The sequence below is a fragment of the Mesorhizobium sp. 01N446 genome, assembly GCF_056399285.1.
On sequence record NZ_JBFTRA010000004.1, the window covers coordinates 1 to 25,689 of the forward strand.

Here is a 25,689-nt window from a genome sequence, read left to right on the forward strand (position 1 = left end):
CCGCTCATTCTCGACCAAGCCTACTATGACGCCTGGCTCTATCCGGCGACGCCGAAGGAATACCTGAAAGACATTCTCAGCCACGACATCGACGGCCAGCTGCAATTCAACCGTGTCGGCCGCGACGTCAATTCGACCGTGATCAACAAGCAGCCGAATGACCACCCTGCCCTGGTTGGGGCGATCAATCCGCTATGAGCGACGAACCGATTAAGCTCGCCGAAAGCATGACGGCGGCGCCGCGGCGAGGCGGGCGGGTCGAAAATCACGTCTGCGAGTTTGAAGGATGCGGGAAGCGCGCGCCGTTCGGATTTGCCAAGCCGAGACAGTCATCGCACTGGTTCTGTTTCGAACATCGCGAACACGGCGACAGCTATTTGGCGGGGGTGAGATGATCAGTCGACCAAGAGAAGCGAGCGATTATCCAGACCGAGCCATCGACTGCCAGGAGGCGATGCAGCCCGGCTTCCAGGCCATCGTTGATTGAATGCTGGAAGCCGGATGGTCGCGCGGCGCAACTCTTCGGTCACTAAAGCGGCTGATCGAAGCTCGACGGTGAAGCAGGCATCATCGAAAATTGACGTAGGCTCGCCGAGAATAACCCCAACGAAATCTCAGCGAGCCAGCCGCCCCGGCATGAGGGACATAACAGGGCGACTAAATTGCTTTACGAGCCCGCCCTCCAAAAAGTTGCCTGAAATCGTCAGGCGCTTCCGAAAGGGAGCCTTTAGCTTGCCCTTGGAACATTTCGACGCGTGCTCGATTAACACGGCATCCGTTTGGTTGGTGGCAGGACTAGAGTGTGATTTCGATAACCCCCGATGGTTCAGAAGAGAAACCCCCACGGATGGGCATCCTTCCAATCATCGCGACTACCCTTTTTGTTATGGCGGTGGGATGGTCTGTATTTGAATTGTTCATCGAACTGCCAAAAACGCAATGGAACAGTCAGGCGGAATATAGCCACGGCTCGGCGTTCAATGGCGTACCAGGCGACCAAAACCCTAAGTCCGGCAACAGTGCCCCTTCAAGGCTGGGCGGCGATTGAAGCCTATTTTAGGCCCGTCGCCCCATTCACGACAGCCACGGGCGTCCCACGGGTAACGGTCATGGTCTTGCCTACGCGGGTGGCCTCGGCCGCCGGAGAAACCATAGGCGGCGCCTAATGTTTCATCGCTCACCGTCAACGCTTCTTCGGCGTCGGCTTGATCTTTTCGACCCGCACCTGTCGCCGATCTTCTTGGCTGGTGCGAGCGCTTGTATGAAAATGCTGATTCCGACGAAACCATCGGCTCTTCCATTCGTTTTGAGCGCCGGTGTTGCCCGAGTGGAAGAGACGAAGTGCCATGCCCTTGTCCGATGAACTGCGAGATGTAGCGATCGAGTTTCACTGTCCGGCCTGTTCATATCCGACGGTGAGAAAGGGATCCTGGCTGAGAACGGTCGGCAGCTTCAAATGCGAAAGCTGCGAGACGAAGGTGAGGATTGGCTATGAAGACAAGCTGGCGATTTTTGAGCGCCACCTGAGGAAACGATAAACCGCTCGTTCGTTCAGATGTTTCTCTGGCTGATTCCTGCGATGGCGACGAAGAACTAACCCGAACATTCGAATTGGATTCATCGCCCTGGCGTATGCCTAGGGCCAACGACGACACCTCGGGCTTCCTGTCTCCGATCGGCTGTAGCCAACGTTGGGGAATGGCCGGTGCGGTGGCGGGCGTTGGGGCACGACGGACACCGTGCCGGCCATTGCGGTGGGGCTCGGGTTCCTCCCCGCGTAATTGACTTAGCCCAACGTATGCCATCCCGCAATTAAGCCTGTTGACCTACGCCGCAGGCGACCGCGCCAATTCATGTTCCCATTCCACCGGATGCCGAACCGCCTCTAAACCAGTGAATGAACTCGACTTCCTTGCCGGTCACTTCTCGCACCGTCTTCATGTAGGCAATATGAGAGGGTTCATGATGCTCTAGTGCAGCGCGTCCTCTGCTATAGTCGAAGGCGGACCTTGAGCCCGCCTTCGACGTCCGGCCTAGATTCAGCCGCCCATCTTCTTTGCCATGGCGCAGAAATCTGCGTGCGACTTGTTGAGCGTGGTATCGCCGCAATCCTTCAGCACCGCTTTCTGTTCATCGGGTTTCATAGCCGCCCATGCTGTCTTGAAATCCTTTTCCGTCTTCAATGTTTTCATGCCGGCATCGGTGAAGAACGGCGACATCTTTGCCGGATCGTCGAGTGCAGATGTGTTGCCAGCGGCAAGAGCCGAACCGGTCATAATCGCAAGCGCCATCGCGCCTGTTGTAAGCTTCTTGATGTTCATTGTTTCCTCCGTCGTTGGGTCATGCAGCATGACCTTCGGAAAAACGTGGATTACGGAACTCGGTTCCCATCGCTCCACTAGCGCAATCCCTGCATCATAAATTTGTAGATCGTGCCAATTGCCAATTTCTTCATCGATCTCTTATCCAGAAATGCCTTGGGCCTCAGCGGCCCGCTTCGCATCCACAGGCATTTCAATGATCAGCCGGCACGGGGTCAGAGATAAGGTCGTCGACTAAATGGTCCGATATCCAATGGTAGAGAAATTCGCTACCGGCTTACTCAATGCCCCCTTTTTCACAGACTGGAACTGGCTGTTCTGGATGAGGCCGTGACGCGCTCGTGTTCCGTTGCAAACGCTCTGTCGACGGACGGTAAGATGCAATACACCTGGTTGATTGGTGCCTACTCACTGCGACATTGGGGTGAAGAGGATGAAGAACCCTAGTTCGGGTGAGTCCTTCCGCGATCACACCATAACCCCAGGCTGACAAATCGGGCATGCATGCGGCGCGGCGGACAAATTTCCGCCTGGCCGGCGCCTTTTACCCCCAACGCCCCCGCCCAACGAGGTGTCGGCCATTTTCAAGGGAACATCCCCGACATCAGAGACGTTTTCTCTGATGGCTTTAGTTATCGGGTTCGCGTCGGCAGTGGTGGTTCTCTTTGTCGTGTTGCTGTTTACGCACGCAGCACGAAACCTGCAAACTCTTCGCCGATCTATCACAGGATATGTCGCCGACTGCGCCAAGCCCTTTGAGCGGGTCTTCAGCTTCGGAAGGCGCTAACGTTCTTATATTTCTTTCTAAATAATGGCAGGACTAAAGTCTTGCGCCTCGTCAACGAAGGTCTGGCGTTACCGTTTTGGTTCCGGTAACATTCATTGGACGTTCCATTAAGTTAGCTAATCAGCATATTAGGTCTTCATGAAGCCGTCATGCTGGAGAGGCAACATTAGCTAGCCGGATGGGCCGAGGTCCTCCCAAGTTCGGTGTTCCCGACTAACCTCCAGAGCCCGGCTAGAAACCGGGCTTTCTTTTTACGTGTGCTGGGCGAGCTTCGAGCGGATTTCGTTGACAGCGTTAGCGATGGCGCCTGCGGTCGTCATATCGACGGCTAAGGCCAAGATGCCCGGTGTGGTCTGGATCGAAAGGATGCCGAGTAGGCCACTGTCATCCTCGACCGTGCTGACTCAATTTCGGTCGGCAACAATCGCGCAATGCGGCAATGTTTTCAATCGGCTGGCGCTAAACGCTGGGCCGAACCACCACCAAACCAGCGGATGAACTCGCTTTCCTTTTCGGTGACTTCCCGGACGGTCTTCAACAGCGTCTCATGCAGGACACTCGTTGCGTACATGGCTAAGGCCCCGGCGATTCACCCTGCGCGGGGCCTTTTTACGCGGTAGCTATTCAGGCAGGCCGGGATCGTAATGTACAATCGCGTCGAGGATGGTTCTATAGAGACTGTCGACCTCTTCGTCGATCTCGACCCGCTTGATGCCGAGCGACTTCGCGTCTGCGATCAGCTTGTGCGTGAGTTCGTCGACCGAGATGACATCCGCCTTCGTCGTCTCAGGCACGTTGTTGGCCAGCCATTGGTCGAGGAAGTTGATTCCGCGTGTGCTCATGACCGCTAAGTTCGGTATCGATATTAGGTTCCACCGCCTTGACGACGATCAAGTTGTTATGCCTTGGGCTAACGCCCCAGCGGCTGTCTCGACAGTAAGACGAGTTCGGCCTCATCCTTTATTCCGGCCATGTAATTGGCAATGATCCGTGAGGCGATGGCGTCTCGCGCTTCCGGCGACTGGCCTTGTAGCTTCAATTGCTCAAAGACCCTGCCGAGCAGAGCCAACTCCGATGGATCGAAAATCCCGGCTTCATTTGCCTTTGTCCGAATTGGCATAGTTCTCCTCCCGGAAATCCTGCAGCGAAGCGTGCCGCAGATCCTCTTCGCCGCGCAAGTGCTTCACGCGGCCGATGATGCCCGGCTTCACCCACTGCGTCGCCGGCCGCTTCATCCCCTTCGGCGCCGGCCCGGCATGCTCCTGGACACGCTTCCATAGCCGCTCGCGGATCGCGCCGCGCGAATTGATGAAGGCCGATCCCACGTAGCGACCGGTCGCCCGATCGGCCATCAAGGCAAAGGCCGGCTTGCCGGCTTCACGCTCGACGCCGAGCAGTTCGTATTCGTCGACCGAGTAGCATTTCGCCTTCAACCAGTTCGTCGACGGGCCGCTGCGATATTTGCTGTCGCGCCGCTTCGATACCATTCCCTCAAGCCCTGCCTGGTCAAGCAGGTGGAAGATGGCCTTGGCTTCGCCCGGCAGCGGCTCGCTGAATTGAATACGCCTGCCGGGCTCGATCATGCTGGCCAGGATCTCGCGGCGCTCCTCCAGCGCCATTTCGCGCAGGTCGTGGCCGTTGAGGTGCAGAAGGTCGAAGGCCACGAAATACAGGTCAYTTTGCCGCCTAGTGATCGCCTTTCGCAGCTCGCGGAAGTCGGACAGGCCGGCCTCGTTCAAAACGATGATCTCACCGTCAACGATAGCATTGTCGGCGCCGAGGTTCGCCGCCTCTTTCACCAGGTCGGAATATTTGCGTGTCCAATCGTGACCCTTGCGCGTGTAGATGCGTGTCCCGTCCTCATCGATGATCAGTTGCGAGCGGTAGCCGTCGAACTTGACTTCGTGACTCCAGCCGTCGCCCTCCGGTGGCTTCTCCACCATGGTCGGCATCAACGGCGCGACGAACTTCAAACGCATGCACGTAACTCACACAAGCCGGCAGTTAAATAAGCTTTGGCTAAAATAGTTCCGGAACTTTTGGCGGGCAATCGAGCCGTGAGGAACCTCTACTGGTCGATGAAGTTAGGGTTAGAACACGGCGGTGAAGCCATGACGACCAAGTACCATATCGACGAAATGCAGGGCGAAAAGTTGCTGGCCCTACACATCGCCCACGGAACCAGTGCTTTGGAGGCCATGAACAAGGTCACGGCCGGGCCGTTCGTGATCCGAACCGTGCAGGCTCATTGGTTCCGGGTGGTGGATCAGGGCCGCCGGGACGTTTTCAAGTTCGCGGTCGAAAGAGATTAATTTAGCGTCCGCTAATCCTTGACGCCATCGGACGCCGCGCCAGAATCAGTGCATGGCAATAAAGGTTGGCGACGAAGTAGCAATGATGGCGACGGTGCTGAAGCGCGTCACGGAAGACCGCGTCAGCGTCTCGATCCCGAGCTACAATTTCCCCCATTCGATAATCGATCCGGCCACCAACCTGGTGAAGGGTCAGCAGATCGAGCTAACCGGTCACGTTACGCGGATTGACGGTGACAAGGTCACGGTCACGTTGGGGACGATGGTTACGGTTGATCTGCACAAGCTGCGTTTGGTCCAGAGCTACGTCCCACCCAAGCGGAAAAAGGCGCTGATCGATGAACCGGGTTGACGCGTTATGACCAAGCTTTCAGACCTTGGCCCGCCTATTCACGGCAAGCGACATGGCGCCGAGCCAGCACGAGAAGAAGACCATTTCTATTCCTGTCCCTACTGCGGACAGTTGGTCGATCAGCGCGATCTACGCCAGGTCCTCTACCATGAAGAACCTGGGCATAAACCCCTGGATCCCGAAGACGGCGCGACAATCATTATGTTCCCGGGCGTCCGAAGATAGCGCCTTGGTGGGGCTGGAAAACAGATCGGCCACAATCCCAAACCGTCGGCAACCAAAAACCAGAACCATGAAGGCGACGAGCAATGGCACGCACGCATTTGCGTTCCGCTGTGAGGCTAAGGTCCGGCGATCCCCCGACTGAAGTCCCTGCCCCGCAACTGAAGCATGGCAATCACGTTACGACCGCACCCGAGCACCTCGCTCGTGGAGGGCGCTGGAKCAGACTTTGAGGTGACGTCTTGAGATTCTTAGAGGCGAGGCAGACGGCGGCCGTTGTAGAGAGAACGACAGTCCGCGACGTCGCAAATCAAGCAGCCAATGATAACAATACCCCTGCTCCCGATATCTCGTCCGCGCTCGACCTCATCCTTTYAACGGAGGACGACAACATTGAGGACCGTGTCAGACGAACGGAGAGACTTGGCATCGTSGTCGTCGTTATCATGGCAATCGGCCTTGCCTTCGCGCCGGCTCTGTTTGTTGCATTAACCCTCGGGATATAGCGCCGACTAGAACCGAAGGATTACTCTTCCCCCGCCGCGCGCAAGCGCCAGATATCGCCGCAATAAGCCGTAGCGAGCGACGTCAGGGCGCCGCCGCCATACAGGTGACACCGAGGGCGCCAAGCCCCATCATCTTCCAGGGTGTCACCTCAGTGCAGTTCGAACGTGGTTCAAAACCCGCATCTGACTCAATCCTGCAAGTGCGGAAGCTGTCACTCGAAGCAGCCGGAATAGAATTCATTCCAGAGAATGGCGGCGGCCCTGGCGTGCGTTTGTCACGCAATCAGTGATGTTCTGTTCGCCATGCGACGGGATTTTCCATCCATTGATTTACTTCTGATTCCCGCCAGCCCGCGCCGTTGATGCTTATCTTGATCTGAGCGGGGAACGTGCCTTCGGCTATCTTGCGATAGATGGTCGAGCGGGAGAGGCCGGTCCGCGCGAGGACCGTCCTAAGGCGTATGATACGATCGGGTTCGGACATGGCTTGCCTGCACCTCACTGGTTCTCGCTGATGTCTGCTGGGACAGACAGGACGAACCCATGGGTAGGCAATCAGGTTTGTCGCCTCAGCCGGCTGCGGAGTGGAAACGGCGGCAAATCGGAGGGTGTCAGAGCCCAATACCCCGCCCCTTAGCGATGCCATGGCTGAACGCCAGTTCCGCACCAAGGCGCCGGCCGGAATCGAAGTTGATGCCAAGCTCGCGCTTACGGTTTGCCAGTAGGGATTCAAGTTGAGGATCGCGTTCGAGGCTCTTGGCCATATCGGACATGGCCGAGCGCGTTGACTTGTAGCCGGACATGTCGCCGGCCTGATATTGCTCCCGTCCAGTACGGTCGAGCTTTTGCCAACGTTCCACGAAACGGTCGGCGCGGCGGCCGGGGTCGATGTACATCCCAGTGCGGATTTCCGTTTCAAGCTGGAGAGCAAGCACGATGCGGCTGACGCGGCCGGCCCCCGCCTCGTGGACAAGTTCGGGATTTTTCCAATAAGCCGCTTCGGCATCGCGCCAGCCATACGGCCGCACCTTGTCGAAAGCGCTGCGGGCATCCCTCAATTCGCGCATCTGGTCGGGACTGCCGTGCCCGTCAGCATTTCCGGTACTGAGGATCGCGTCGATAGCGCGCGCGTGACGCACAAGCGCCTGGGTGCGGGCTCGGCGCATTTCTGCTTCCTGGTTCGCCGGCACATGCGTGTCGCGCTGCGCTCCCTCAGCAGAAGCTTCTCTTCCAGGCGTGGCGCCAACATCCCCGATCTGCGCCCCGACATTTTCCCTTCCCGGCCCAGGGCCACGTTCCTGCACAGGCTCGCCGTCTCCGGGCGAGCGCAACCCGTCCATCAGCTCGCCGATCTTGTCACGGAGCTTCTCCGGAACGATCCGACGCACGATCTCGACCAGGCGCTGTCGGAAGGTGATGCCGCGCCGCTCGGCATAGCTCCGCGCCGGGTCGATCTGCCCGTAGTCCGACGCCATGTCCTTGGCGCGGTCGCGTGACAGCGTCCGGACGAGCCGTTCGCGGGTTGCGAAGTCATCGTTGCCGTAATGCAGTTCCATCCCTTCGCGATGCCGCGACAGGGCAACATAACTGGCATGGGCATCCATGCCCGGCGTCGCCAGCACATGGACGCGGTCGACCGTCATGCCCTGAGCCTTATGGATGGTCGCGGCATAGCCGTGGTCGATGTGCGCGTAGTCTTTCAGGTCGAAGCGAACCGACCTGTCATCGGTGCGCACGGTCATGCTCTGTGTGCTGACCTCCTCCACGATGCCAAGCGTGCCGTTCTTGACGCCGAGCCCGCGCTCGTTGCGCAGGAATATGACCCGATCGCCGCTGGCGAAGTTCCTTGCACCGCGTTCGACATTCAGATGAATCTCGTCGCCGAGATCGCCGGCAGCGCGCATGCGCTCACGCGCTGCCTGGTTGAGCGCGCGTACTTCGTCATTGGTGTGGGTGAGGATGATCCGGCTTGCCTCTGGATGCGCCTGCCTGTCGCGATCCCAGCGCTCAACGAGTTCACCTCGCGCCTCATTGCGCGTCGCGGCCTGATACACCATGCCTTGCGCGTCGTAGGCGCTGATCGCGGCGCCGATCTTGCCGGTTGCCAGATCGCGCGTGGCGTCACGCTGCCAGTCCTCGCGCTGCCGGCGCACCTGACCGATTTCGACGCCGCCGTGTCGCTCGTGGATCGAGCGGAATGCAGCGCCCGCTTCGATTGCCTGCAACTGCTGCGGATCGCCGACGAGGACGACTTTCGCGCCAACGTCCGCCGCATGGGAGAGCACGCGCTCTAACTGGCGCGTGCCGACCATGCCGGCCTCATCGATCACCAGGACATCGCTTGCTGTGAGCAGATCGCGGCCCTGTCCCCAGCTATGCTCCATACTGGCGATGGTGCGTGACGAGATACCTGATCCGCCTTCCAGGTTCTCCGCCGCAATGCCGGAAAGTGCCGCGCCTCGAACCTCGTAACCCGCCGCTGCCCATGTTTGGCGCGCAACGCCCAGCATGGCGCTCTTTCCCGTGCCGGCAAAACCGACGACGACACCGAGACCGCGACCATCGGTGATGTGCGCAAGCGCATCGCTCTGCTCGCCTGAAAGGACAAGACCGCGTTGCGCAGCGCGCGCCAGAGCTACCTCGCGATGTGCGTCACTCACCGCATGTCGCTCGTCCAAATCGATACGCTCCGCGGCGCGGTGAAGGCGCTGTTCGGTCTCGATCATCTGCCTTGTGGTGAAGCGGTCTTCGGCGCGTCCGTCCTTGCCGAGTTCGACCAGATCGGGCGCGTTGCTGATGGCTGCCACAACCGCGTTGAACTGCTCCATCCCGTCGCTGTGGCGATGCGCAAACTTCGCAATGTCTTTTCGGGTGAAGGTCGATTGCTGATGCGTGATGGCATCGAGCGCCACGGATGGATCGGCAATGATGCGCGCGCTATTGTTGCGCGCGATCTCGCGATGCAGTTCGGCGCGATCTGCTTCAATGTCGCCAGCAGCAAGGCCACTGCCCTCGATGCGCTGGGCTGGCGCACCAATCTGGGTTTGCGGCTCCAGGGCAATGCCCTGCGCTTCCAGGCTACGGTGATCGATGCGCGCGTCGATGTCGAGCTCGACCAGACGCTCATTGGCAAGTTCCGCCCATCGCTCGCGCCAGCGCTCGACCAATTCGGTGCGGTTCCAATCTCGAACCTTTGACCCAAAACCATTCTCGTCCACGGACCGCATAGTGAGCATGACATGAGCATGCGGCTTGGGACTGCCATCCTCTGCCCTGTCCCAGTGCACATTGAGATCGGCGACCATGCCCTTGCCGACAAACTCAGCCTGAACAAAGTCGCGCGCCAGTTCGATGCCTTGCGCTTGGCTGAGTTCACGCGGGAGCGCAAACTCCACCTCGCGGGCAAGCTGGGCATCCTTGCGCGCCTCGAACGCCTCGACATCGTTCCACAGCCACTCGCGGTCGCGCCAAGCCTCCGGTGCATCGTCCGGCAGCATCACCTCGGAATGAACGACACCGCGCTTGGCGGAGAAGTCGTGGCTGCGTTCGATCCGCTCGTCGCGCAGCCGCGAAGCCGAGCGATAGGCGGCCGACGCCACAGCGCTCGAGCCTGCCTTGCGGCCAATGACTTTGACATGAAGATGATAGATCGCCATCGCGACCAGATCATTTGCACGGCAAACCGCACGTCGGCACGACGTATAAGCGCGCCCTCCCTCGAAAAATTCTCGGGATGGACCAGCCCGTCCCGGGCTGTCTCGGCAGCCCTGAAGCCTTCCAGGGGGCGCTCAACTATCATCGCCGCATTGACGTCAGATGGAGACAGCCATGCGTAAACCACGTGACTTCGACACGGAGCTAAAGGCGCTGGAAGACAAGGCGCGGGAACTCAAAACGCGAAAGGTGCAGCAGCTTGGCGAGCTGGTTATCGCCACCGGAGCCGATCAACTCAACATAGACGAACTGGCTGGCGCGCTGGTCGCCATCGCCGAAACGAAAGACACCTCAAAGCGTGAGGCATGGGCCAAGCGTGGAGTGATGTTTTTCGAGAGCCGATCCCGGCGAGCTGCTCCGGCATCTCAGCGCAACCCTCGCGGCGCTCAAGTACAACCGGGCAACCCACAATCGCTGGCAAGCGGCTCGGGCTCGGCATGATATGCGCACGTGGCAGGTCGAGCGTCGCCAACGCACCCGACGTCTGATCGAACTCGGCGGTCTCGTCGTCAAGGCAGGCATTGTTGAGCTCACCAAAGATGATCGCGCTACCATCTACGGCGCACTGCTTTGGATGGCCGAGAAGCTGCACAGCCATGAACGGGAGCATGCGCGAGAGCTATGGTCCGCGAAGGGAAAGCAGGCCTTCGATGCGGAGCGGGATGAAAAGCAAAAGGGCTAAGGAGTCTAGCTTAGGTGTCATATCGCATTTCGCAATTGCTACGGTACGGCGTGACATATAGGGTCGTGGGTTTAAGGTCTCTTCCAGTGATGGCGGGCGATGGATCCTGCAGCCACTTGCGCGATCAGACAGAGTGGGTTGTTGCGAATTTTGACGCCGCAACCGGCCGTCGACTTTTTTGCCTGTTGAGCTGCTAATTTTAGCAACTAGGGCGTGGGGATTGAAGTCGAAGCGGTGCCTGATCCCGACTGACGGCTTCTTCGAATGGACGATCTCGCCGGCCGACGGCAACAAGGATCCCTGGCAAATCTACCCGCCCGGACACGCGCCCTTTTCGTTTGCCAGCCCTGGGCAACTCGAACCTCGACATCACAAGTCGCACCATCATCACCGAACCCGCAAATCCGGTGATGCAACCTGCATGACCGGCAGCCGGTCATTCTCGACCCGGCTTACTATGACGCATGGCTCGACCCAGCTACACCGAAGAACTACCTGGAGGACATCCTCAGCCACGACATCGACGGACAGCTTCAGTTCAACCGTGTCGGTCGCGAGGTCAATTTGACGGTCATCAACAAGCAACCGAATGACCACCCTGCCCTATCGGGCCGATCAATCCCCTATGAGCGACGAACCGATCAAGCTGGCCGAAAGCATGGCGCCAGCAGTACGCGACCACGCCCAGGTTTTCGGCCACACATGTGAGCACCTAGGCTGCGGCAAGGTCGCCGGCTGTGGTTTTGCCCGGCCGCGGAGTATGTCTCACTGGTTTTGCTTCGAGCACCGCGCCGATGGTGATCGGTCCCTTTAGGAGCGCAAATGTCAGACCAGGTCCTGCCGGGCCGGAAGAAACCGAAGCGATCGTGGTCCTTGCGTTCGACCGCGGTGAAGACGGGGAGTTGCTTAGGCGAATTGCCCGACCGACCAGCAGAGTGAAGAGCGCGCCACCCGCACCGCCAAGGCGCTTTCAAGACAACATGTCGGCGTCCTCGCCTGGCACCGGGGCGCTGACCTCCTCCTCGGCGATTCCGGAGCGCCAACTTTGCCTGCGGTGAAGTGCCGGATATGGAGTAGCTACTCCACAATCGCTGATTGTGCTGCCCATTGGGCAAAGCACACCAGCGCTGCTGATTTTCGGTAGGGCTCTACCAGGGCGGCAACGGCACGGTCGGCATCTCCATCGATGGCGGCTTCAGCGATAAGCCGGTGCTCAGCCGTGCAGTCCCGTTGCTCGCCCTCGGCCGCCGTTGCCAGCATCCGATAGCGATGCATTTGCGTTGCAACATGTTCACAAAATGAAATGAGCCAGTGTGATCCGCAACCAGATATTAATGCGCTGTGAAACGCCCGATGGACGTTCTCCCATTCCGAATCTCGGGAAGAAGGCTGTTCCTGGACACGTCCTGTTGCCCTAGCAAGGCGATGTAGAGCCAAAACGACTTGCTCTTCCCATCGCCCCGTCCTGTTTGCGATCGACTCCGCAACGCGCGCTCCTCGAGCCAGCAGCGAGTCCGCGTCAGTTCCTGCAGCTCGCCATCGCTCAAGGGCTTCACCCAAAAGCCGCGCTGGTCGATGCGATCGATCAAGCGCTCGGCGGAAAGCCTGTTAAGGGCCTCGCGAACAGGTGACAGTCCACACCGGTATTTTGCCGCTACTCGTTCAATGCGCAGCTTGTCTCCTGCTGGATATTGGCCCGTTCAACAGGTCGTCACGGAGCTGGCTATAGACGCTAGTGGCTAGTGTCGCAGCTGCGCGGCTTGACATGCATCGTCCTTTTCAAAAGCCATTCTGTCTTGGCTGGTACCTTCCGGCTGAATCGACGACCAGCAGTTACGGATCTATAGCTGCAGCCTCAATATTGAATACTACCTCTCGTCCCCGTTTGGTAAAATATGTACCGAGGACAGGAGCGGCCCGCGAAAGCAAAGGATAAATCGAAGGATGTGAGTGGCGCCAATACGGCTTAACCCGCAAACAGCGGTGGGCCGTCCCGGTTGTCTTAAGCGGCACTAAAAGCCGTTTACGATCCACGGGTCGGTGTCATATCCGAGACGTGGTTTCTCTGGCATTGCTCCACCGGGCAACTTGGCCGTTCCGGTGAAGCCGCAGTCCAGCTCGGCCACCGGCGTCTTGGAGGAATGTTTCGTAGAGTGTTTGGTCGAGCACAGGGCAGCGGCATCACTCACCACCACCTTCTTCTCCTTTGCTACAGCGACGCCGGTCGTCACGACGACCATAGCGGCGCAAAATATAGCTGCTCTCATAGCGGTTCCCCATGGCTTGCGCATCCCCAAGATGCGAGACCATGACCTTACGTCACTTTTATATTAGCGGAAACGAATATTCGCGCTGTTGTGCGCGTGGCTGACCCGTCGTCGGTTAACGCTCCAAGGACTGCAGCCCCGAAATCCTTGCAGTCGGTCAGGGTTGCATTATCCGGAACAAAATCTCCCTTGGTATGTTGAAGGGTCGAAGGGCACTACATTTTTCCGGAGTTCTTACCTTGAAAACCACTATCCTCTTGGGCGCTCTGGCGCTCTGCATTGCCGCGCCTTCCATTGCCTCGGCCGATGCGATCGTTCTGACGACCAATCAGCACCGCCATCATCACCGCGCCGCAGCAGTCGTCATCAATGAAGACGGCGGTCGTCTCCATCATCGCCGCCATGGCACGGAGGCGTTCTACGACAACGGGCATCGCCATCATTGGCGCAGGCATCATCGTCCCGATGTCGTCGTCATCAAGCGTTCGAACGATCGCCCGATGCACCGCCACCGCCACGTCGTCATCGAAAACAACGATTACTGATCTCGATTGGACCCGGCTCTGACATCGGAGCCGGGTCGATTCGTCCACCAGTCTCCCGTCGAGAAGGTCGAATTGTTTCAGCCAAAGGTGCAAGTGGTGAATTGCCCTTTCGCTCGTCACGGCGTCCCTGGATCGAAGTGCACAATTGCGCCAAAGAGGGTTCGACAGATGCTGTCTACCTCCTCATCGATCTCGTCCCGGTTGATGCCGAGTGCCATGGCGTCTGCGATCAGTTTGTGTGTGAGTTCTTCGACAGAGATGACATCGGCCTTGGTGGTCTCGGGGACGTTGTTGGCGATCCATTGATCAGGGACGTCGATTCCACCGGCGCTCATGACGCGATAAGCCCGAGCTCACTGTTAGGTTCCAGCGTCCGAGTTGCGGATGGCTGCATCATCAACTTCCGCTTCCATATCAGGGCGGACCGATTTGGACTGTATGCCCATCGATGTGCCCTCAAGGCCGTCAAGCCACGCGTCAAGCAAACTCCTGCCAGAAATCCGGCACGACCCGATCCTTCCCGTGGCGACAGCTGCGGCGTATGAACGCCTAAGAAATTTTGGCGTCTCGCGCAACGGCGGGAAGCAGTCGATCCGAGGACGCAGTCGAAAGACTTTAGGCGTTGGCGCCAGGTCTCGGAACTTCCCTTGCTCATCGAGCCTAGAAGTATCTGACATTCTCCTACCTGCCCACCATTCGGACAACCAACCAAAGAAAAACCCGCCGACCGAAGCCGACGGGCCTGTCTTCCTCGTACTACGCGGCTTCCCAGGATGGCCCCCGCCAGAAATCCAGAAAACTCAGCGCTGCGGCCATCCGTAGCTCAAAAGCTCAATCGGCGCTGTAACCCGGTGGCAACAAGCGGCCCGATTTCGCAATATGACCGCGCAGGCTCCTGTCTCGCCTTGTCGCGTTGGCTCAGATCGAACGCCAGAAATCTTTTGATCCCGGTCAAGGCGATGATTTCGCAATTACACTACTTCCTCCCTAGCTCAGCGCCATTTTTCTTGGGTGACACAGTGGATGACGAAATACCCGACCTCCTTGTCAGCAAAGCCGACAATTCAGAGTCTCGCTTCTTTTCCCAGAAACATGCCAATCTGCAGTGGACTGTATGGGATCGCGTCACCGACAGACCCGCCAGCCTCGGCGGACGTGAACTGGTCGGTTGCACGTCCTATCGCGCCAATGCGGCCGCTTCCGTGCTGACGCAGATCTATGCGCATGGGCTGGAGGCAGGTGTGCATCCGCAGCCGCCCGAGCCCGAAACGCCAAAGGGATCGGAAGTAAGCGCCTCGCGGGATGCGGACCAGGAAATTTCGCGCCAGTCTTCCTAGCGCCTTCCTCGGCCAAAGGCTGTCACCCCTTCCGGCCAGAATGAGACCGGCTTCTTGGCGCTCTCAGGGCGCGATCCCTCGGCAAGCCCAGGCGACATTTGCAAAGGAACGCGGGCCGTCCGGCTGGCCGGCCTGATATGCTTCGCGCACCGCCGCCTCGGCTCTCGCGCGATCCGGCGCATCGAGGGACGACAAGAACTTGCCGAACGGGCCCTCGCCTGCGGCTATCGGCGACCAATAGTCGTCAAAATTGCTGTAATCCATCCGGATCATCAGCTGCGTCTCGCTAACCTGCAGAAGCCCTTGCTCAATGAAGGTCGCCTTCATCTCTCCCGGCCTCATCATGGGTTGGAAGCAATAGCGCGCACGAAACTGGCGGCCGGCTTCGCCGAGCGCCGCAACCGTATCGACCATCATGCGCATGCCCGGCATGCCTCCCAGATGATCCCAGACAGAAGCGGCGACGATGCCGCCAGGCCGAACGACGCGGCGCATTTCGGCCACGGCCATGCCGGCGTCGGTGACGAAATGCAGCACCAGAAGCGCCAGCGCGCGATCGAAGGCTCCATCGTCAAAGGCCAGCGCGCAGGCGTCGCCCTGCTCAACCTTTATCCGCGGATCTGTGCTGCGCCTGATCGTTTCAGCCACGAAAACCGGCGAATAGTCGATGGCGGTGATCTCCTTGAGGTCAGCCGCCTTCAGCAGGGCAAATGTCAGACTGCCAGTGCCGCAGCCGACATCGAGGATCTTCTCGCCAGCCGAGATGCCCGCGAAATCTATGAACAGCGGCGCAAGCTTCTGGCTCCATCGGCCCATGAGCTTCTCATAGCCACTGGCATCATGGACGGTAAATGTCGAAGTCACTTGTCCCCTCCCTCAACGCAACGCGGACGCAGGCTTGTTTGGCCGGCGCGTCGGTTGTGGGAAAGTATAACGCTCGCTAGAGATAACGCCACCAATGCGCACCAGTGAGACGAATTTGTCTGAAAGTCAAACCGACAGGGTCATGCTGCGCGGCTCCAGCGCTCTGCTGGCGATGGGCCTGCTGGTTCTGATGGGCATCGTCGCCGCCACATACCTGCTCGCCGAGAAGTCGCGCATCAGTTTTGATGATGTAACTGCCGCGCGTGACACCCGCACCGCCGCCGTCGATGTCCGCAATTCACTGCTCTCGGCGGAATCCAGTCAGCGGGGTTTCCTCTACAACGGCAACGAGATCTATCTCTCTCCTTACGATACGGCAAAGTCGTCGGCTCTTCGCCGGTTCGAAAAGTTGCAGCGCCTCGTTGCCGGCGAACCCGAAGCGGCGGCATCGATCGACCAGCTCAAGGCAATCATCGGAGAAAAGCTTGCCGAAATGGACAGGACCGTCACCCTGAAGCGACAGCGCAAGGACGATGCCGTCGCGGCGATCGTCGCTTCCAACCGTGGCAAGGCGCTGATGGATCAGGCCAACGTCTACTTCAACGGCATCATCCTTGCGGCCGACGACCGGCTGACCGCGCGCGTGGCGGAACAGAGGTCCTACTTCGCCTGGCTACGCATGATCACTATAGCCGGCGGCATAGCGATCGTTATCGTGGTTGGCTTTGCCTGGGCGTCGCTCTTACGCCACACGCGCGAACTCAGCGCCGCGCGGCGGAACCTCGAGGCTCTCAACAGCGGGCTGGAAAGCAGGGTGCGCGAGCGCACCGCCGACCTCGTGCGGGCCAATGAAGAGGTTCAGCGCTTCGCCTATATCGTCACCCATGACCTGCGCGCGCCCCTCGTCAACATCATGGGTTTCACCAGCGAGCTGGAAGCAGGTGTCGCCACCCTGCAGACGCTCATCGAAAAGTCCGGCATCGGCGCCAACGCGTCCGACCCGCTCGTTGCCAACGCACGAATGGCGGCGGAGGAGGACCTGCCGGAAGCCATCGGTTTCATCCGCTCGTCAACGCGCAAGATGGATGGGCTCATCAACGCAATCCTCCAGCTTTCGCGCGAGGGACGCAGGCCGTTGCGGCCCGAAACCATACAACTTGGGGCTTTGATCGAAAGCACGGTTTCCAGCTTCCAGCATCAGGTCAAGGAAGCGGACGGGAAGATCGACGTTGACCTCGCAGGCATTGAGATCGAGGCCGATCGCCTTTCGCTCGAGCAGGTTTTTGCCAACCTTATCGACAATGCAACCAAATATCGCTCGCCCGCGCGGCCGCTTCGCATCAGGGTCGGAGCAAGGACTTTCGCCGGCGATCGCATCGCCATTGATTTCGAGGACAATGGCCGCGGCGTCGCCGAGCAGGACGTGGAACGCATTTTCGAGCTGTTTCGGCGATCGGGTCTACAGGACCAGCCTGGCGACGGTATCGGACTTGCCCATGTGCGCGCCATCCTGCGCAGGCTAGGCGGCGACATCACTGTCAAATCAACGCTCGACGTTGGGACAACTTTCAGGATAGAGCTGCCGATGATCGCGGCATCAAACGAAAGAGCGTTTGCATGAGCCAAGCCGGCAAACCAGTAACGATCGTCATGATCGAGGACGATGAGGGCCATGCGCGCCTCATCGAGAAGAACATTCGCCGCGCCGGGGTCGACAACGATGTCGTGGCTTTCACCAACGGTTCCAGCGCGCTCGCCTACCTGCTCGGGCCGGACGGCTCTGGCGACGCGAGCGTCGGGCGTCATCTTCTTGTGCTTCTCGATCTCAATCTGCCTGACATGACCGGCCTCGATATTCTGCAACAAATCAAGGCCAATCAACATCTCAAGCGGATTCCTGTCGTGGTGCTGACAACGACCGATGACAGTCGCGAGATCCAGCGCTGCTACGATCTCGGCGCCAACGTCTACATCACCAAGCCCGTGAACTACGAAGGCTTCGCCAACGCCATCAGGCAGCTCGGCCTCCTGTTCACCGTCATTCAGGTCCCGGAAACGGCCTGAAAAGCGATGCCTGAGACCAAGGTCCTCTACATCGATGACGACGACGCGCTCGCGCGCCTCGTGCAGAAAAAGCTCGGCCGGCTGGGTTTCGTCGTCGAGCATGCTTCCAGTCCGGAACAGGCTCTGACCAGACTTGAGGAAGGCGGCTTCGACGTCCTGGCGCTCGACCACTATCTGGGTGCCGGGACGGGGCTTGAATTCCTGGCAAGGCTTGCAACGCGCGGCGCCGGCCCTCCCGCCGTCTATGTGACCGGCTCTTCCGAAATGAGCGTCGCGGTGGCCGCCCTGAAGGCCGGGGCCAGCGACTTCGTGCCGAAGACGATCGGTGACGACTTCATAGCGCTTCTGGCCTCCGCCCTCGATCAGGCTGTCGCCAAGGCACGCCTCGTTGCCGAGAAGGAGGCCGCCGAGGCGCAGGTGCGTGCGGCGCGCGACCGCGCCGAACTCCTGCTGGCCGAGGTCAACCACCGGGTCGCCAACAGCCTTGCAATGGTCTCAGCGCTGGTCAACCTGCAGGCCAATGTGTTGACGGACAAGGGCGCCAAGGATGCGCTTGCCGAGACCCAGGCGCGCATCTTCGCCATAGCCTCGGTGCACAAGCGCCTCTACACCTCCGGCTCGGTCGGCATCGTCGAACTCGACGGCTATCTCGGCGGCCTCCTGGAAAACCTTGGCGGCTCGATGCGAGGCCAGGGGCACGGCGCCAACCTGATCAGCGATCTGGCGCCGCTGACACTGGGCATCGACGCCACGATCAATCTCGGGGTGATCGTGACCGAGTTGGTCACCAATGCCTTCAAATACGCCTATCCCGACAAATCCGGCGATGTGCGGGTGCTCCTGCGCGAGGACGGCCCGGGGCGCGCTTTGCTGACAGTCGAGGACGATGGCGTCGGCAACGCCGGCAAAGTCATCAAGGGCACCGGGCTGGGAACGCGCATCATCAAGGCAATGGCTAGAAGCATCGACGCCGACGTTGTCTATCACGCACGCGACCCGGGGACAGCGGTAGTGCTGAGCTTTGCCCTGCCGCAGTGACGGGCTATGCGCCCTCGCCCGCCCGGCAGGCTTTGCCTTCGCCATGGCTCATGCAAGGATACGCCGGGCGTTGTCTACAGGGGGAGAGTTCGATGTTTTCGCAGACCGGTAGATTCGCCATGCGGCAGTTGCTGCCGATCACCGCTCTGCTGCTCGCGACCAACGTCGCCTCTTCGGCCGAGGGGTCACCCGGCATTACCGTTCCGACGTCCTTGCAGCCCTTCGTCCCAACCGCGCCGCGTTGCTCGAAGCCAGCCGACCTCAAGCCGATCCTGGCCTTCGCCAAGGACAACAAGCGTGAGTTCATCGAGGGTGTCGATCATGGCCTGGCTCAGGCGGCCAAGGACAACCACCTGGAATACCGCGTCGCCCTCGCCGCAAATGACAGCGCCAAGATGATTTCGGACGTCGAGGCTCTGCGCACTGAGCGGGTGGGCGGGATCGTTGTGTCTCCGGTCGACCCGGCGGCGCTGGCCCCCAGCCTGCAAAAGGCGATGTGGTCGGGAACCTATGTCAGCACGGTCGTCGCACCGCCGGCAACGTCGCTGCTCAATGCGCCGCAATATCTCACCGGGAAGGAACTGGGAGACGCGGCGGTCGCTTATATCAAGGACAAGTTCGACGGCCGAGCCGACGTGGTGCTGCTGACCCAGGACAGCCTGCAATTTCTCACGCCGCGGTTTGTCGCCATCCGCGATGCGCTCGACACGCTGCCAGACGTGCGCATCGTAGCCGATATCTCCCCCAATCCTGTCAGCAAGGAAGGAGGATTGGCCACGATGCGGATGGTGATCCAGGCGCATCCGCATGTGGACGTGGTGCTGGGCGCCGATGGTGTCGTGCTTGGCGCCCTGCAGGCGCTGCGGGAGGCTGGCAAGGACAGGCCGGATCAGTTCATCGGAGGGATCGACGGTGAGCCCGAGGCAATAGCCGAAATCACAAAGGGAGGTCCCTACAAGATGACGGTCAGCCTGAATTCGCCTGTCTTCGGATATGCGATGGGCCAGCATGCGGCCGACTGGCTCGAGGGAAAGCCGATACCGCAAGCGATGGACATCCTACCGCACGTCATCACGGCGCAAAACCTTGGCGACTATCAAAAGGATGTTGCCAATCCAGGCGCGGTCTATGCCGATCCGGCCCGAAGAGACGCGTATCTTCGGATGTATGGCAACATCTGCTACGACAGCCGCGATCAATACCTCAATTTTCCCTGGTCGTCTGAAGCTCAATAGTAAACGCACCCGCCGGAGGCTCGGCAACAGACTATGCGATCGAACCGCCAGGGCTATTGCCGGGTCGACCGTCAAGGTGACCACGAGGCCGTATTTTTCCCAGTCATAAACAATCTTGCCGTGCAGATGGCCCGTGACGCTGCGCTCGACCAGCTTACTGCCATAGCCTGGCGTTCCAGCAGGCGGCTTGACTGAAGGACCGCCTCTTTCGGTCCAGACGATCGCAACGGCTCCGTCTTGCGCCGAGCACGACACGTCCAGCAGCCCAGTATCCATGCTTAAGGCACTGTATTTTAAGCGAGCTGGTCGCCAGTTTGTGGATGATAAGGGCGAGGACAGTCGTCGAGGGTTCACCAACGCTCATTCTTGGCACAGGACACCCTGATCCGTCCGCTAAAGGCACCCAGATCGTCGTATGGCGCAAGAAGCACCGTGAGCAGATCGCCAAGCAGCGCGGATGCGGCCTCAGTCTGCCCGGGCACGGGCCGAACAAGATCATGCGCACGGCCCAACGCTGTCAGGCGCTGCGTCAGCTCGCGAGCCATGTCGGACGTGGTCGTGGTTGAGCGCGACGTGATGGCAGTCAAACCGGCGGCGATGGCCAGCAGGTTCTTGACCCTGTGACCTCATCTCGCCGGCGAGCAGCTCGCGGCTCTCTTCTGCCTGTTTGCGGCCCGTCACGTCGAGAAAATGCCAAACATGATGCGCTGCACCATGCCTTCGTCGTCACCTTGCCCGCGCGCGGAAATCCATCTGAGTGTGTACCAGACCATGATGCGAAAGTCGATTTCGAATAGCCCCACGATTGCCCGTGTCGCATTGAACGCAGCCCGGCCCCGGTCACGGTCCGTTGGGTGAATGTGGGCTGAAAGGTCTTCAAGCCTGACGTCGGTGCTGCGCGGTATACCCCACAGATCGTACACGCTCTCATCCATGGCACCGCGCCGCTATCGACATTCCAAGACCACAGCGCGCCCCCTGCCGCTCTATGGCACGGATCAGATTTTTTCGGTTCCCAGTGCATAGGCTCAAAATGCAGTGCAGGCTTGGCAAGGTCCCCTTCGACAGCAAAACGCAGAAGTTTTTCCCGTTTGTGCCAACCCAACGTCAGCTGTCCGCACGCGCGCGCAACGTAGTTAAGCGCTAACAGTATACCACGGCAAGGTTCGGTCGGATTGGATAACCGCCCGTGATCCAGTTGCTGGCTTCTCAACTTTGGCCGCCCCTCCTCCCGCGAGCAGGTTTCAGAAAAGTTTCAGAATTTCGCCGGTACGCGCCGCTCCGTACGCGCCATGATGCCCGCGATCCAGGGAGTGGCGGTCATGGAAAACGACATCGAAAGGTTCCGCATCAGGCAAGAGCTTTATGAGCTTTACTTCAGCGGGGTAAACAGCTTGGCCTGCGCGCCAATGCCCGGCACCTTCTTCGAACTTCTAGAGCTGGGCGCCATGGCTTGCGAGGAATCCTTGCCTCCGGCGGCCGAACCTGCTGCTGCGGCAAAGGTCTTGACCATAAGCGCGGATGACCGCTGTATGTCGACGAGCCCGGCTTGGTTTGGCAGAGCGCTTCTGAATGTCGCATACTGGATCAGGGAGCATAGCAATCGGCGAGTGCGTGTTTGACACTTCGCGCGGGTTGCTGTTGCGCCAGGGTGATCCCGTCAACCTTCGTCCCAAAACATTTGCACTCCTGAACCATCTCGTCGAAAACGCGGGCCACGTCGTCAGCAAGTCTGAACTGATGGAGGCCGTCTGGCTTGGCCTTTTCGTCACCGAAGACTCGCTCACGCAGGGCGTGCGCGAGTTGCGCAAGGCGCTACGCGATGAGTCGCAACGCATCATTCGCACCGTCTCAGGCCGCGGCTACCTCCTTTCACCGCAAGACGCGGGTGAGAGCCCGGCGTCCGACCTGCCTGCTGTAGCGGTGCTGCGCTTCACCAATGAAGGCGATGCGACCGACGCGCCCCTTGTCGATGGTTTTGCCGAGGACATTGTCAACGCTCTGGCGAGATTTCGCACCGCCGTGGTCCTGGCGCGCAACTCAAGCTTTTCCTATGCATCGGACGACCCCGGCAACTGGGTCGAAGTCGGCAAAAGACTTGGGGCGACCTTCCTGGTTCGTGGGCGGATGAGCCTTCGCGATGGCACCGTACGGGTGGCGGTCAACCTCATAGACGCGGCAAACGGCGCGGTCTTGTGGGGCGAAAAGTTCACGGCCTCGGGCTCTGGTGTTTTCGACATGCAGGAAGAGATCGCACTGCGCGTGACGAACCGTCTTGTCGCGCGGCTCGACGATGCTGGCCTGACTCGCGCCCGTCCAAAGCCTCCAGCAAGTCTGGCCGCCTATGAGCTTCTTCTCAAAGGGCTGGTGCATTTGCGTGGCTACGGCGCCGACGACAACCAGACAGCACGGAAATACTTTGCGGGCGCCGTCGCCAAGGATCCGCACTATGCGCTCGCGCGCTCCTACCTTGCATTCGCCGACCTGATTATCCGAGATTACGGAAGGGCTCCTCCGGAGATCCTGGCCGACATAGTCGAGCAAGCCCGCTTCGCGGCGGGACTAGCGCCAGAGGAGCCCCGCTGCCATCGGATCCTGGCGCAAGCCCTGCTGTGCACGGGCACATACGATGCCGCCGAATGGCACTTCCGAAGATCGTATGACCTTAATCCTTACGACGCGGACACGATTGCGCAGATCGGCTATCTGCTTGCCATCCGAGGCAAGCCTTTCGAAGCCCTGACCTGGATCGGCAAGGCGGTTCAGATCAATCCGATACATCCGGACTGGTATCATTCCGACCGTGCATTCGCCCAATATGCCGCGGGAGACTACAAGGGAGCCGTTGTCAGTTGGTCGATGTTGCCGATGACGTCGCCGGTAAGGCTCACATGGCTGGCCGCGGCACAGGCGCAGTTGGGCAACCAGGACGCGGCATCGCGGCTCATCTCGGAACTCAAGCGTATCGCGCCGACCTACACTCCGCTGGAGTCGATCCGAGCCAGCATGCTTTACGAGCATCAGTCCGACGCTGACCATCTTCTCGACGGAGTCGCGAAAGCGCTGAGGATGTGGAGCGGCACCTGATTCTCCCGAGGCATTCACCGGTTGAGCTAGCGGAGCCGGTCTTCGGTTTCCTTTGGAAACATTACGACACCGACGTGTCGAATTGTTTGCATTCAAACGACTTTTGCGACGCTATCTCCGTGCCCTCACCTGGTGATCGTGGGAGGAACACATGGGATCGCCCGAGCACGCAGTCGAAATCATCCGCGACAAGAAATGGACCGTCCGCGTGACCGCCTACGGCAACACGCTGACCTTCCCTTTCGAGGCCGAAAGTTACGCTCGCTCCTACGCGGACGGTCAGGCGTTCCGCCTTGGTGTCGAGGTGGCTGAACGCAAGCGTTCGTGTGGCGCTGTCCTCCAATTACGCGTTGAGCGGGTTGCGCGCCTGGCCGTTCAACCGGCGGCAGGGGGAATGTCGGTGCGTGAACGCAGCTCCTTGGAAAGGTCACCTGACGGTCGTTGACAGCTTCCGCAACTGCGCGGAACAAATTTCGCGCATAGAAGTTATTAGCGGTTAGTTAGGGGGGATTCCGCGATGCTTCTTGTTTTGGACGACGCGAGATCGACGGCGGTATTGGCCGACAGGGGAACAGATGCGGAAATCTTCCGCGTGGTTGATCTTAGCAGTAAAGCGGAAACACGGATCGGCGCCATCAGCCTGGGGCGAGCCATCCAATTCGTCGCCAATGCGTCCGTGCTTGGCTACGATGTTCGCAGTGCAATGGTCCTGTACGGAGAACCCAGAACGCCAAGCTTGAGGGTATGGGATTGCGAACGTCTATGGGCGCAATATGGTGGCGCTCTGCTCCAGCCAGCCGAGCGTTCGGCTGATTGAATTGCCCACTAGGCGACGGGATGCTCGGAGCACGGCGGCACGGCTTCGACTTCCTCGGTCGGCCATCCAGCTTAAGGCTGAGTACAACGCGCTCCGCCCGATCCCGCAATGCTCTATCTGAACGTCGGCTGACGGTCCCCGCTGACAATTAGCTATAGCTAATATACTATACCTCTCAAAAGCGAGGGGGTATCATTGAGACAGCCACGAGGATGGATTGCGCTGGCATGGCTTCTCTTGCCCGGCGATGCGGATGCCCACGATTGGTATGCCGGCAAAAAAGATCCGGTTCTGCAATACGATTGCTGCGGCAACAAAGATTGCCATCCGATAGACTCTCGCGCCGTGAGGGAGACCAAAGACGGCTATTACGTCCGCCTTCCCCGTCCTGCCTATCTGAATGAGCCACAACAGCCGGAGTGGTTTATTCCCAAGGAGCGCGCCCAAGTCTCCCTTGATGACCGCTACCATCTCTGCGAGCGTTTAATGACGTTCTATCGAACGATCATTCCCCATATGAAGTTTGAAGCTTACCACAGGTTCAAATGGACGTGTTTCTTCGTGCCTAAAGGCACGAGTTAGATTCAATCTGGCGCACCCAGCAATCGCCATTCCCATGCCCACGCCAAGGGCGGTAGCAAAGCCCATGAGCGGCTTGCCACTCCAGGCGTCCACCGGCTGCGCTCTGAGCGAGTTCTTTCACTTGAGGATGAAATAGAGCGGGACGAGAAGTGCGAATGCCGCGATACCTGTGAGGAATAGGCTTGGTCATGAGTCCCCTGCGGCAATTTCATAAACCACTCACAACTAATTTAGCTTAATACGCAAGGAACTAAAACGGCGCGGCACCCTTGAATCGCGGTTTACGGGTCAGTTCATGCGCAGCATGCCGTCGCCCAGATCGTTTGCCGAATATGCCATCATCGCATTTCCACTCGGAACCACAGTCGGGCTGGGCTTTCATACCTGAGCGCGTAGAAGTCGGCGACGCACAGTTGCGGTACCCAAGGAAATGCTGGAGGGGAAGGAACTCTCCGGGGATTTGGAAATTGAACCCAAAACCCAGGATGGCGAGGCTCCATATGTTTAAACACAACGAATTGCTGATGCTTGAGGGCGCCTTGGCGGCTATCCTGCCTGTGGCCTGTGGACTGCTTCTGCTTACGTGGGCCTTGTGATCTGTGGCTGGTAGCGGCGAGAGAAGCTTAGGAATATAGTCCTCACTGTTGAGGCACCCCTCTTCAAAACAGGAGGTCGCCAATGGCCAGAACTAAACCTTTCAAGCAGTTATCGCAGACCGAGATCGAATGGTTCCTGGTGGCAGCGGAAGCGCTCACCCTGAGCATCATCAAGCCGTTCATATCACCGCACTGCGACCACTACCGAACTACGCGAGTCTTGCATGAGGTGCCGTTGAAGGCGGCGCCGGAAGTGACCGGCAGGTAAGTCGAGTTCATCCGCTGGAACACCACAGGACCGGTGAGGCCGCCTACGGTTGGGTAGCGCCGAACGTTTCCGACATTTCTGTCGCAGGTGCAG

30 protein-coding genes and 4 pseudogenes are annotated in these 25,689 nt (G+C 59.4%); 20 read left to right on the forward strand and 14 right to left on the reverse strand.

Features of this window, described 5'->3' with window-relative positions:
• From AC1DPX_RS16925 to AC1DPX_RS16935, 3 genes and pseudogenes are all read left to right on the forward strand, one after another.
• A pseudogene (locus tag AC1DPX_RS16925) lies at window positions 1-198 on the forward strand (SOS response-associated peptidase); the annotation flags it as partial.
• Window positions 195-395, forward strand: a complete 201-nt coding sequence (locus AC1DPX_RS16930) for a hypothetical protein (protein ID WP_057144213.1) — start codon at window positions 195-197, stop codon at window positions 393-395. The pseudogene AC1DPX_RS16925 and the gene AC1DPX_RS16930, both read left to right, overlap by 4 nt.
• Window positions 396-847: 452 nt before the next feature.
• On the forward strand, window positions 848-1,048 hold the full coding sequence (locus AC1DPX_RS16935; protein WP_477238285.1) for a hypothetical protein: 201 nt from the start codon (window positions 848-850) through the stop codon (window positions 1,046-1,048).
• Window positions 1,049-1,183: 135 nt separating this feature from the next.
• Here AC1DPX_RS16935 and AC1DPX_RS16940 read toward each other — a convergent pair whose 3' ends face one another.
• From AC1DPX_RS16940 to AC1DPX_RS16960, 5 genes are all read right to left on the reverse strand, one after another.
• Entirely contained in the window at window positions 1,184-1,348 is a 165-nt protein-coding gene (locus tag AC1DPX_RS16940) for a hypothetical protein (RefSeq protein WP_156388995.1), read from the reverse strand.
• Window positions 1,349-2,039: 691 nt separating this feature from the next.
• Window positions 2,040-2,321 (reverse strand): hypothetical protein, encoded by a 282-nt coding sequence (locus tag AC1DPX_RS16945; protein ID WP_057144250.1) that lies wholly within the window; start codon window positions 2,319-2,321, stop codon window positions 2,040-2,042.
• Window positions 2,322-3,728: 1,407 nt separating this feature from the next.
• Window positions 3,729-3,950 carry a DUF768 domain-containing protein gene (locus AC1DPX_RS16950; RefSeq protein ID WP_057144212.1) on the reverse strand — a complete coding sequence of 74 codons (222 nt, stop codon included), beginning with the start codon at window positions 3,948-3,950 and terminating at the stop codon, window positions 3,729-3,731.
• 68 nt (window positions 3,951-4,018) lie between these two features.
• A complete protein-coding gene (locus AC1DPX_RS16955) occupies window positions 4,019-4,228 on the reverse strand; it encodes a hypothetical protein (protein WP_057144211.1) in 210 nt (69 codons plus the stop codon).
• Window positions 4,203-5,087, reverse strand: a complete 885-nt coding sequence (locus AC1DPX_RS16960) for an ATP-dependent DNA ligase (RefSeq protein WP_477238287.1) — start codon at window positions 5,085-5,087, stop codon at window positions 4,203-4,205. Before AC1DPX_RS16960 ends, AC1DPX_RS16955 begins: the two co-directional genes overlap by 26 nt.
• A 132-nt stretch (window positions 5,088-5,219) precedes the next feature.
• On the opposite strand from AC1DPX_RS16960, the gene AC1DPX_RS16965 reads away from it, so the two are divergent.
• Both AC1DPX_RS16965 and AC1DPX_RS16970 read left to right on the forward strand, forming a co-directional pair.
• On the forward strand, window positions 5,220-5,420 hold the full coding sequence (locus tag AC1DPX_RS16965; RefSeq protein WP_477238289.1) for a hypothetical protein: 201 nt from the start codon (window positions 5,220-5,222) through the stop codon (window positions 5,418-5,420).
• Between the two features lie 52 nt (window positions 5,421-5,472).
• Window positions 5,473-5,772, forward strand: a complete 300-nt coding sequence (locus tag AC1DPX_RS16970; RefSeq protein WP_057144208.1) for a KOW domain-containing RNA-binding protein — start codon at window positions 5,473-5,475, stop codon at window positions 5,770-5,772.
• Window positions 5,773-6,783: 1,011 nt separating this feature from the next.
• Here AC1DPX_RS16970 and AC1DPX_RS16975 read toward each other — a convergent pair.
• Both AC1DPX_RS16975 and traA read right to left on the reverse strand, forming a co-directional pair.
• Window positions 6,784-6,984 (reverse strand): helix-turn-helix transcriptional regulator, encoded by a 201-nt coding sequence (locus AC1DPX_RS16975; RefSeq protein ID WP_057144550.1) that lies wholly within the window; start codon window positions 6,982-6,984, stop codon window positions 6,784-6,786.
• A 127-nt stretch (window positions 6,985-7,111) separates the two neighbouring features.
• Window positions 7,112-10,156, reverse strand: a complete 3,045-nt coding sequence (gene traA / locus AC1DPX_RS16980; protein ID WP_477238291.1) for a Ti-type conjugative transfer relaxase TraA — start codon at window positions 10,154-10,156, stop codon at window positions 7,112-7,114.
• 172 nt (window positions 10,157-10,328) lie between these two features.
• On the opposite strand from traA, the gene AC1DPX_RS16985 reads away from it, so the two are divergent.
• From AC1DPX_RS16985 to AC1DPX_RS17000, 4 genes and pseudogenes are all read left to right on the forward strand, one after another.
• A complete protein-coding gene (locus tag AC1DPX_RS16985; protein ID WP_200951016.1) occupies window positions 10,329-10,655 on the forward strand; it encodes a conjugal transfer protein TraD in 327 nt (108 codons plus the stop codon).
• A 1-nt stretch (window position 10,656) separates the two neighbouring features.
• On the forward strand, window positions 10,657-10,896 hold the full coding sequence (locus AC1DPX_RS16990) for a conjugal transfer protein TraD (protein ID WP_057144547.1): 240 nt from the start codon (window positions 10,657-10,659) through the stop codon (window positions 10,894-10,896).
• A gap of 220 nt (window positions 10,897-11,116) precedes the next feature.
• Window positions 11,117-11,185, forward strand: a pseudogene (locus AC1DPX_RS16995) (SOS response-associated peptidase); the annotation flags it as partial.
• Between the two features lie 149 nt (window positions 11,186-11,334).
• Window positions 11,335-11,604, forward strand: a complete 270-nt coding sequence (locus tag AC1DPX_RS17000; protein ID WP_477238821.1) for a hypothetical protein — start codon at window positions 11,335-11,337, stop codon at window positions 11,602-11,604.
• Window positions 11,605-11,973: 369 nt separating this feature from the next.
• On the opposite strand, the gene AC1DPX_RS17005 is transcribed toward AC1DPX_RS17000, so the two are convergent.
• The 5 genes and pseudogenes from AC1DPX_RS17005 to AC1DPX_RS17025 all read right to left on the reverse strand — a co-directional run bounded on the left by AC1DPX_RS17005 (window position 11,974) and on the right by AC1DPX_RS17025 (window position 14,043).
• Window positions 11,974-12,456, reverse strand: a complete 483-nt coding sequence (locus tag AC1DPX_RS17005) for an FCD domain-containing protein (protein WP_274533706.1) — start codon at window positions 12,454-12,456, stop codon at window positions 11,974-11,976.
• Between the two features lie 53 nt (window positions 12,457-12,509).
• Window positions 12,510-12,569 (reverse strand): annotated as a pseudogene (locus AC1DPX_RS17010) (hypothetical protein); the annotation flags it as partial.
• A gap of 339 nt (window positions 12,570-12,908) precedes the next feature.
• Window positions 12,909-13,163 (reverse strand): hypothetical protein, encoded by a 255-nt coding sequence (locus AC1DPX_RS17015; RefSeq protein WP_156389027.1) that lies wholly within the window; start codon window positions 13,161-13,163, stop codon window positions 12,909-12,911.
• Between the two features lie 215 nt (window positions 13,164-13,378).
• Window positions 13,379-13,756: a hypothetical protein gene (locus AC1DPX_RS17020; protein ID WP_156389026.1), complete on the reverse strand. Its 378-nt coding sequence runs from the start codon at window positions 13,754-13,756 to the stop codon at window positions 13,379-13,381.
• Window positions 13,757-13,824: 68 nt separating this feature from the next.
• Complete coding sequence (locus AC1DPX_RS17025) at window positions 13,825-14,043, reverse strand: DUF768 domain-containing protein (RefSeq protein ID WP_057144543.1); 219 nt, start codon at window positions 14,041-14,043, stop codon at window positions 13,825-13,827.
• 438 nt (window positions 14,044-14,481) lie between these two features.
• Between AC1DPX_RS17025 and AC1DPX_RS17030 the strand changes: the two genes are divergently transcribed.
• Window positions 14,482-15,045 carry a hypothetical protein gene (locus AC1DPX_RS17030; RefSeq protein WP_477238293.1) on the forward strand — a complete coding sequence of 188 codons (564 nt, stop codon included), beginning with the start codon at window positions 14,482-14,484 and terminating at the stop codon, window positions 15,043-15,045.
• A gap of 63 nt (window positions 15,046-15,108) precedes the next feature.
• Here the strand turns inward: AC1DPX_RS17030 and AC1DPX_RS17035 are convergent, their stop codons facing one another.
• Window positions 15,109-15,909, reverse strand: a complete 801-nt coding sequence (locus tag AC1DPX_RS17035) for a class I SAM-dependent methyltransferase (protein ID WP_057144541.1) — start codon at window positions 15,907-15,909, stop codon at window positions 15,109-15,111.
• Between the two features lie 115 nt (window positions 15,910-16,024).
• Between AC1DPX_RS17035 and AC1DPX_RS17040 the strand changes: the two genes are divergently transcribed.
• The 4 genes from AC1DPX_RS17040 (at window position 16,025) to AC1DPX_RS17055 (ending at window position 20,246) form a co-directional block, all read left to right on the forward strand.
• On the forward strand, window positions 16,025-17,530 hold the full coding sequence (locus AC1DPX_RS17040; protein ID WP_477238295.1) for a sensor histidine kinase: 1,506 nt from the start codon (window positions 16,025-16,027) through the stop codon (window positions 17,528-17,530).
• Window positions 17,527-17,973, forward strand: a complete 447-nt coding sequence (locus tag AC1DPX_RS17045; protein ID WP_477238297.1) for a response regulator — start codon at window positions 17,527-17,529, stop codon at window positions 17,971-17,973. The genes AC1DPX_RS17040 and AC1DPX_RS17045 overlap by 4 nt, the downstream gene beginning before the upstream one ends.
• A 6-nt stretch (window positions 17,974-17,979) precedes the next feature.
• Complete coding sequence (locus AC1DPX_RS17050) at window positions 17,980-19,011, forward strand: histidine kinase dimerization/phosphoacceptor domain -containing protein (RefSeq protein ID WP_057144539.1); 1,032 nt, start codon at window positions 17,980-17,982, stop codon at window positions 19,009-19,011.
• Between the two features lie 119 nt (window positions 19,012-19,130).
• Complete coding sequence (locus AC1DPX_RS17055) at window positions 19,131-20,246, forward strand: sugar ABC transporter substrate-binding protein (RefSeq protein ID WP_322419300.1); 1,116 nt, start codon at window positions 19,131-19,133, stop codon at window positions 20,244-20,246.
• A 72-nt stretch (window positions 20,247-20,318) separates the two neighbouring features.
• On the opposite strand, the pseudogene AC1DPX_RS17060 reads toward AC1DPX_RS17055, so the two are convergent.
• Window positions 20,319-21,270 (reverse strand): annotated as a pseudogene (locus AC1DPX_RS17060) (sensor histidine kinase); the annotation flags it as partial.
• A gap of 298 nt (window positions 21,271-21,568) precedes the next feature.
• On the opposite strand from AC1DPX_RS17060, the gene AC1DPX_RS17065 reads away from it, so the two are divergent.
• From AC1DPX_RS17065 to AC1DPX_RS17090, 6 genes are all read left to right on the forward strand, one after another.
• Window positions 21,569-21,868: a hypothetical protein gene (locus tag AC1DPX_RS17065; RefSeq protein WP_322414096.1), complete on the forward strand. Its 300-nt coding sequence runs from the start codon at window positions 21,569-21,571 to the stop codon at window positions 21,866-21,868.
• Entirely contained in the window at window positions 21,861-23,333 is a 1,473-nt protein-coding gene (locus AC1DPX_RS17070; RefSeq protein ID WP_477238299.1) for a winged helix-turn-helix domain-containing protein, read from the forward strand. Before AC1DPX_RS17065 ends, AC1DPX_RS17070 begins: the two co-directional genes overlap by 8 nt.
• A 151-nt stretch (window positions 23,334-23,484) precedes the next feature.
• Window positions 23,485-23,778, forward strand: a complete 294-nt coding sequence (locus AC1DPX_RS17075; RefSeq protein ID WP_322414098.1) for a hypothetical protein — start codon at window positions 23,485-23,487, stop codon at window positions 23,776-23,778.
• A 72-nt stretch (window positions 23,779-23,850) separates the two neighbouring features.
• Window positions 23,851-24,150, forward strand: a complete 300-nt coding sequence (locus AC1DPX_RS17080; RefSeq protein ID WP_322414099.1) for a hypothetical protein — start codon at window positions 23,851-23,853, stop codon at window positions 24,148-24,150.
• Between the two features lie 195 nt (window positions 24,151-24,345).
• Entirely contained in the window at window positions 24,346-24,732 is a 387-nt protein-coding gene (locus AC1DPX_RS17085; RefSeq protein ID WP_322414100.1) for a hypothetical protein, read from the forward strand.
• Between the two features lie 678 nt (window positions 24,733-25,410).
• On the forward strand, window positions 25,411-25,596 hold the full coding sequence (locus AC1DPX_RS17090; RefSeq protein ID WP_477238301.1) for a hypothetical protein: 186 nt from the start codon (window positions 25,411-25,413) through the stop codon (window positions 25,594-25,596).
• Window positions 25,597-25,689 lie beyond the last annotated feature (93 nt).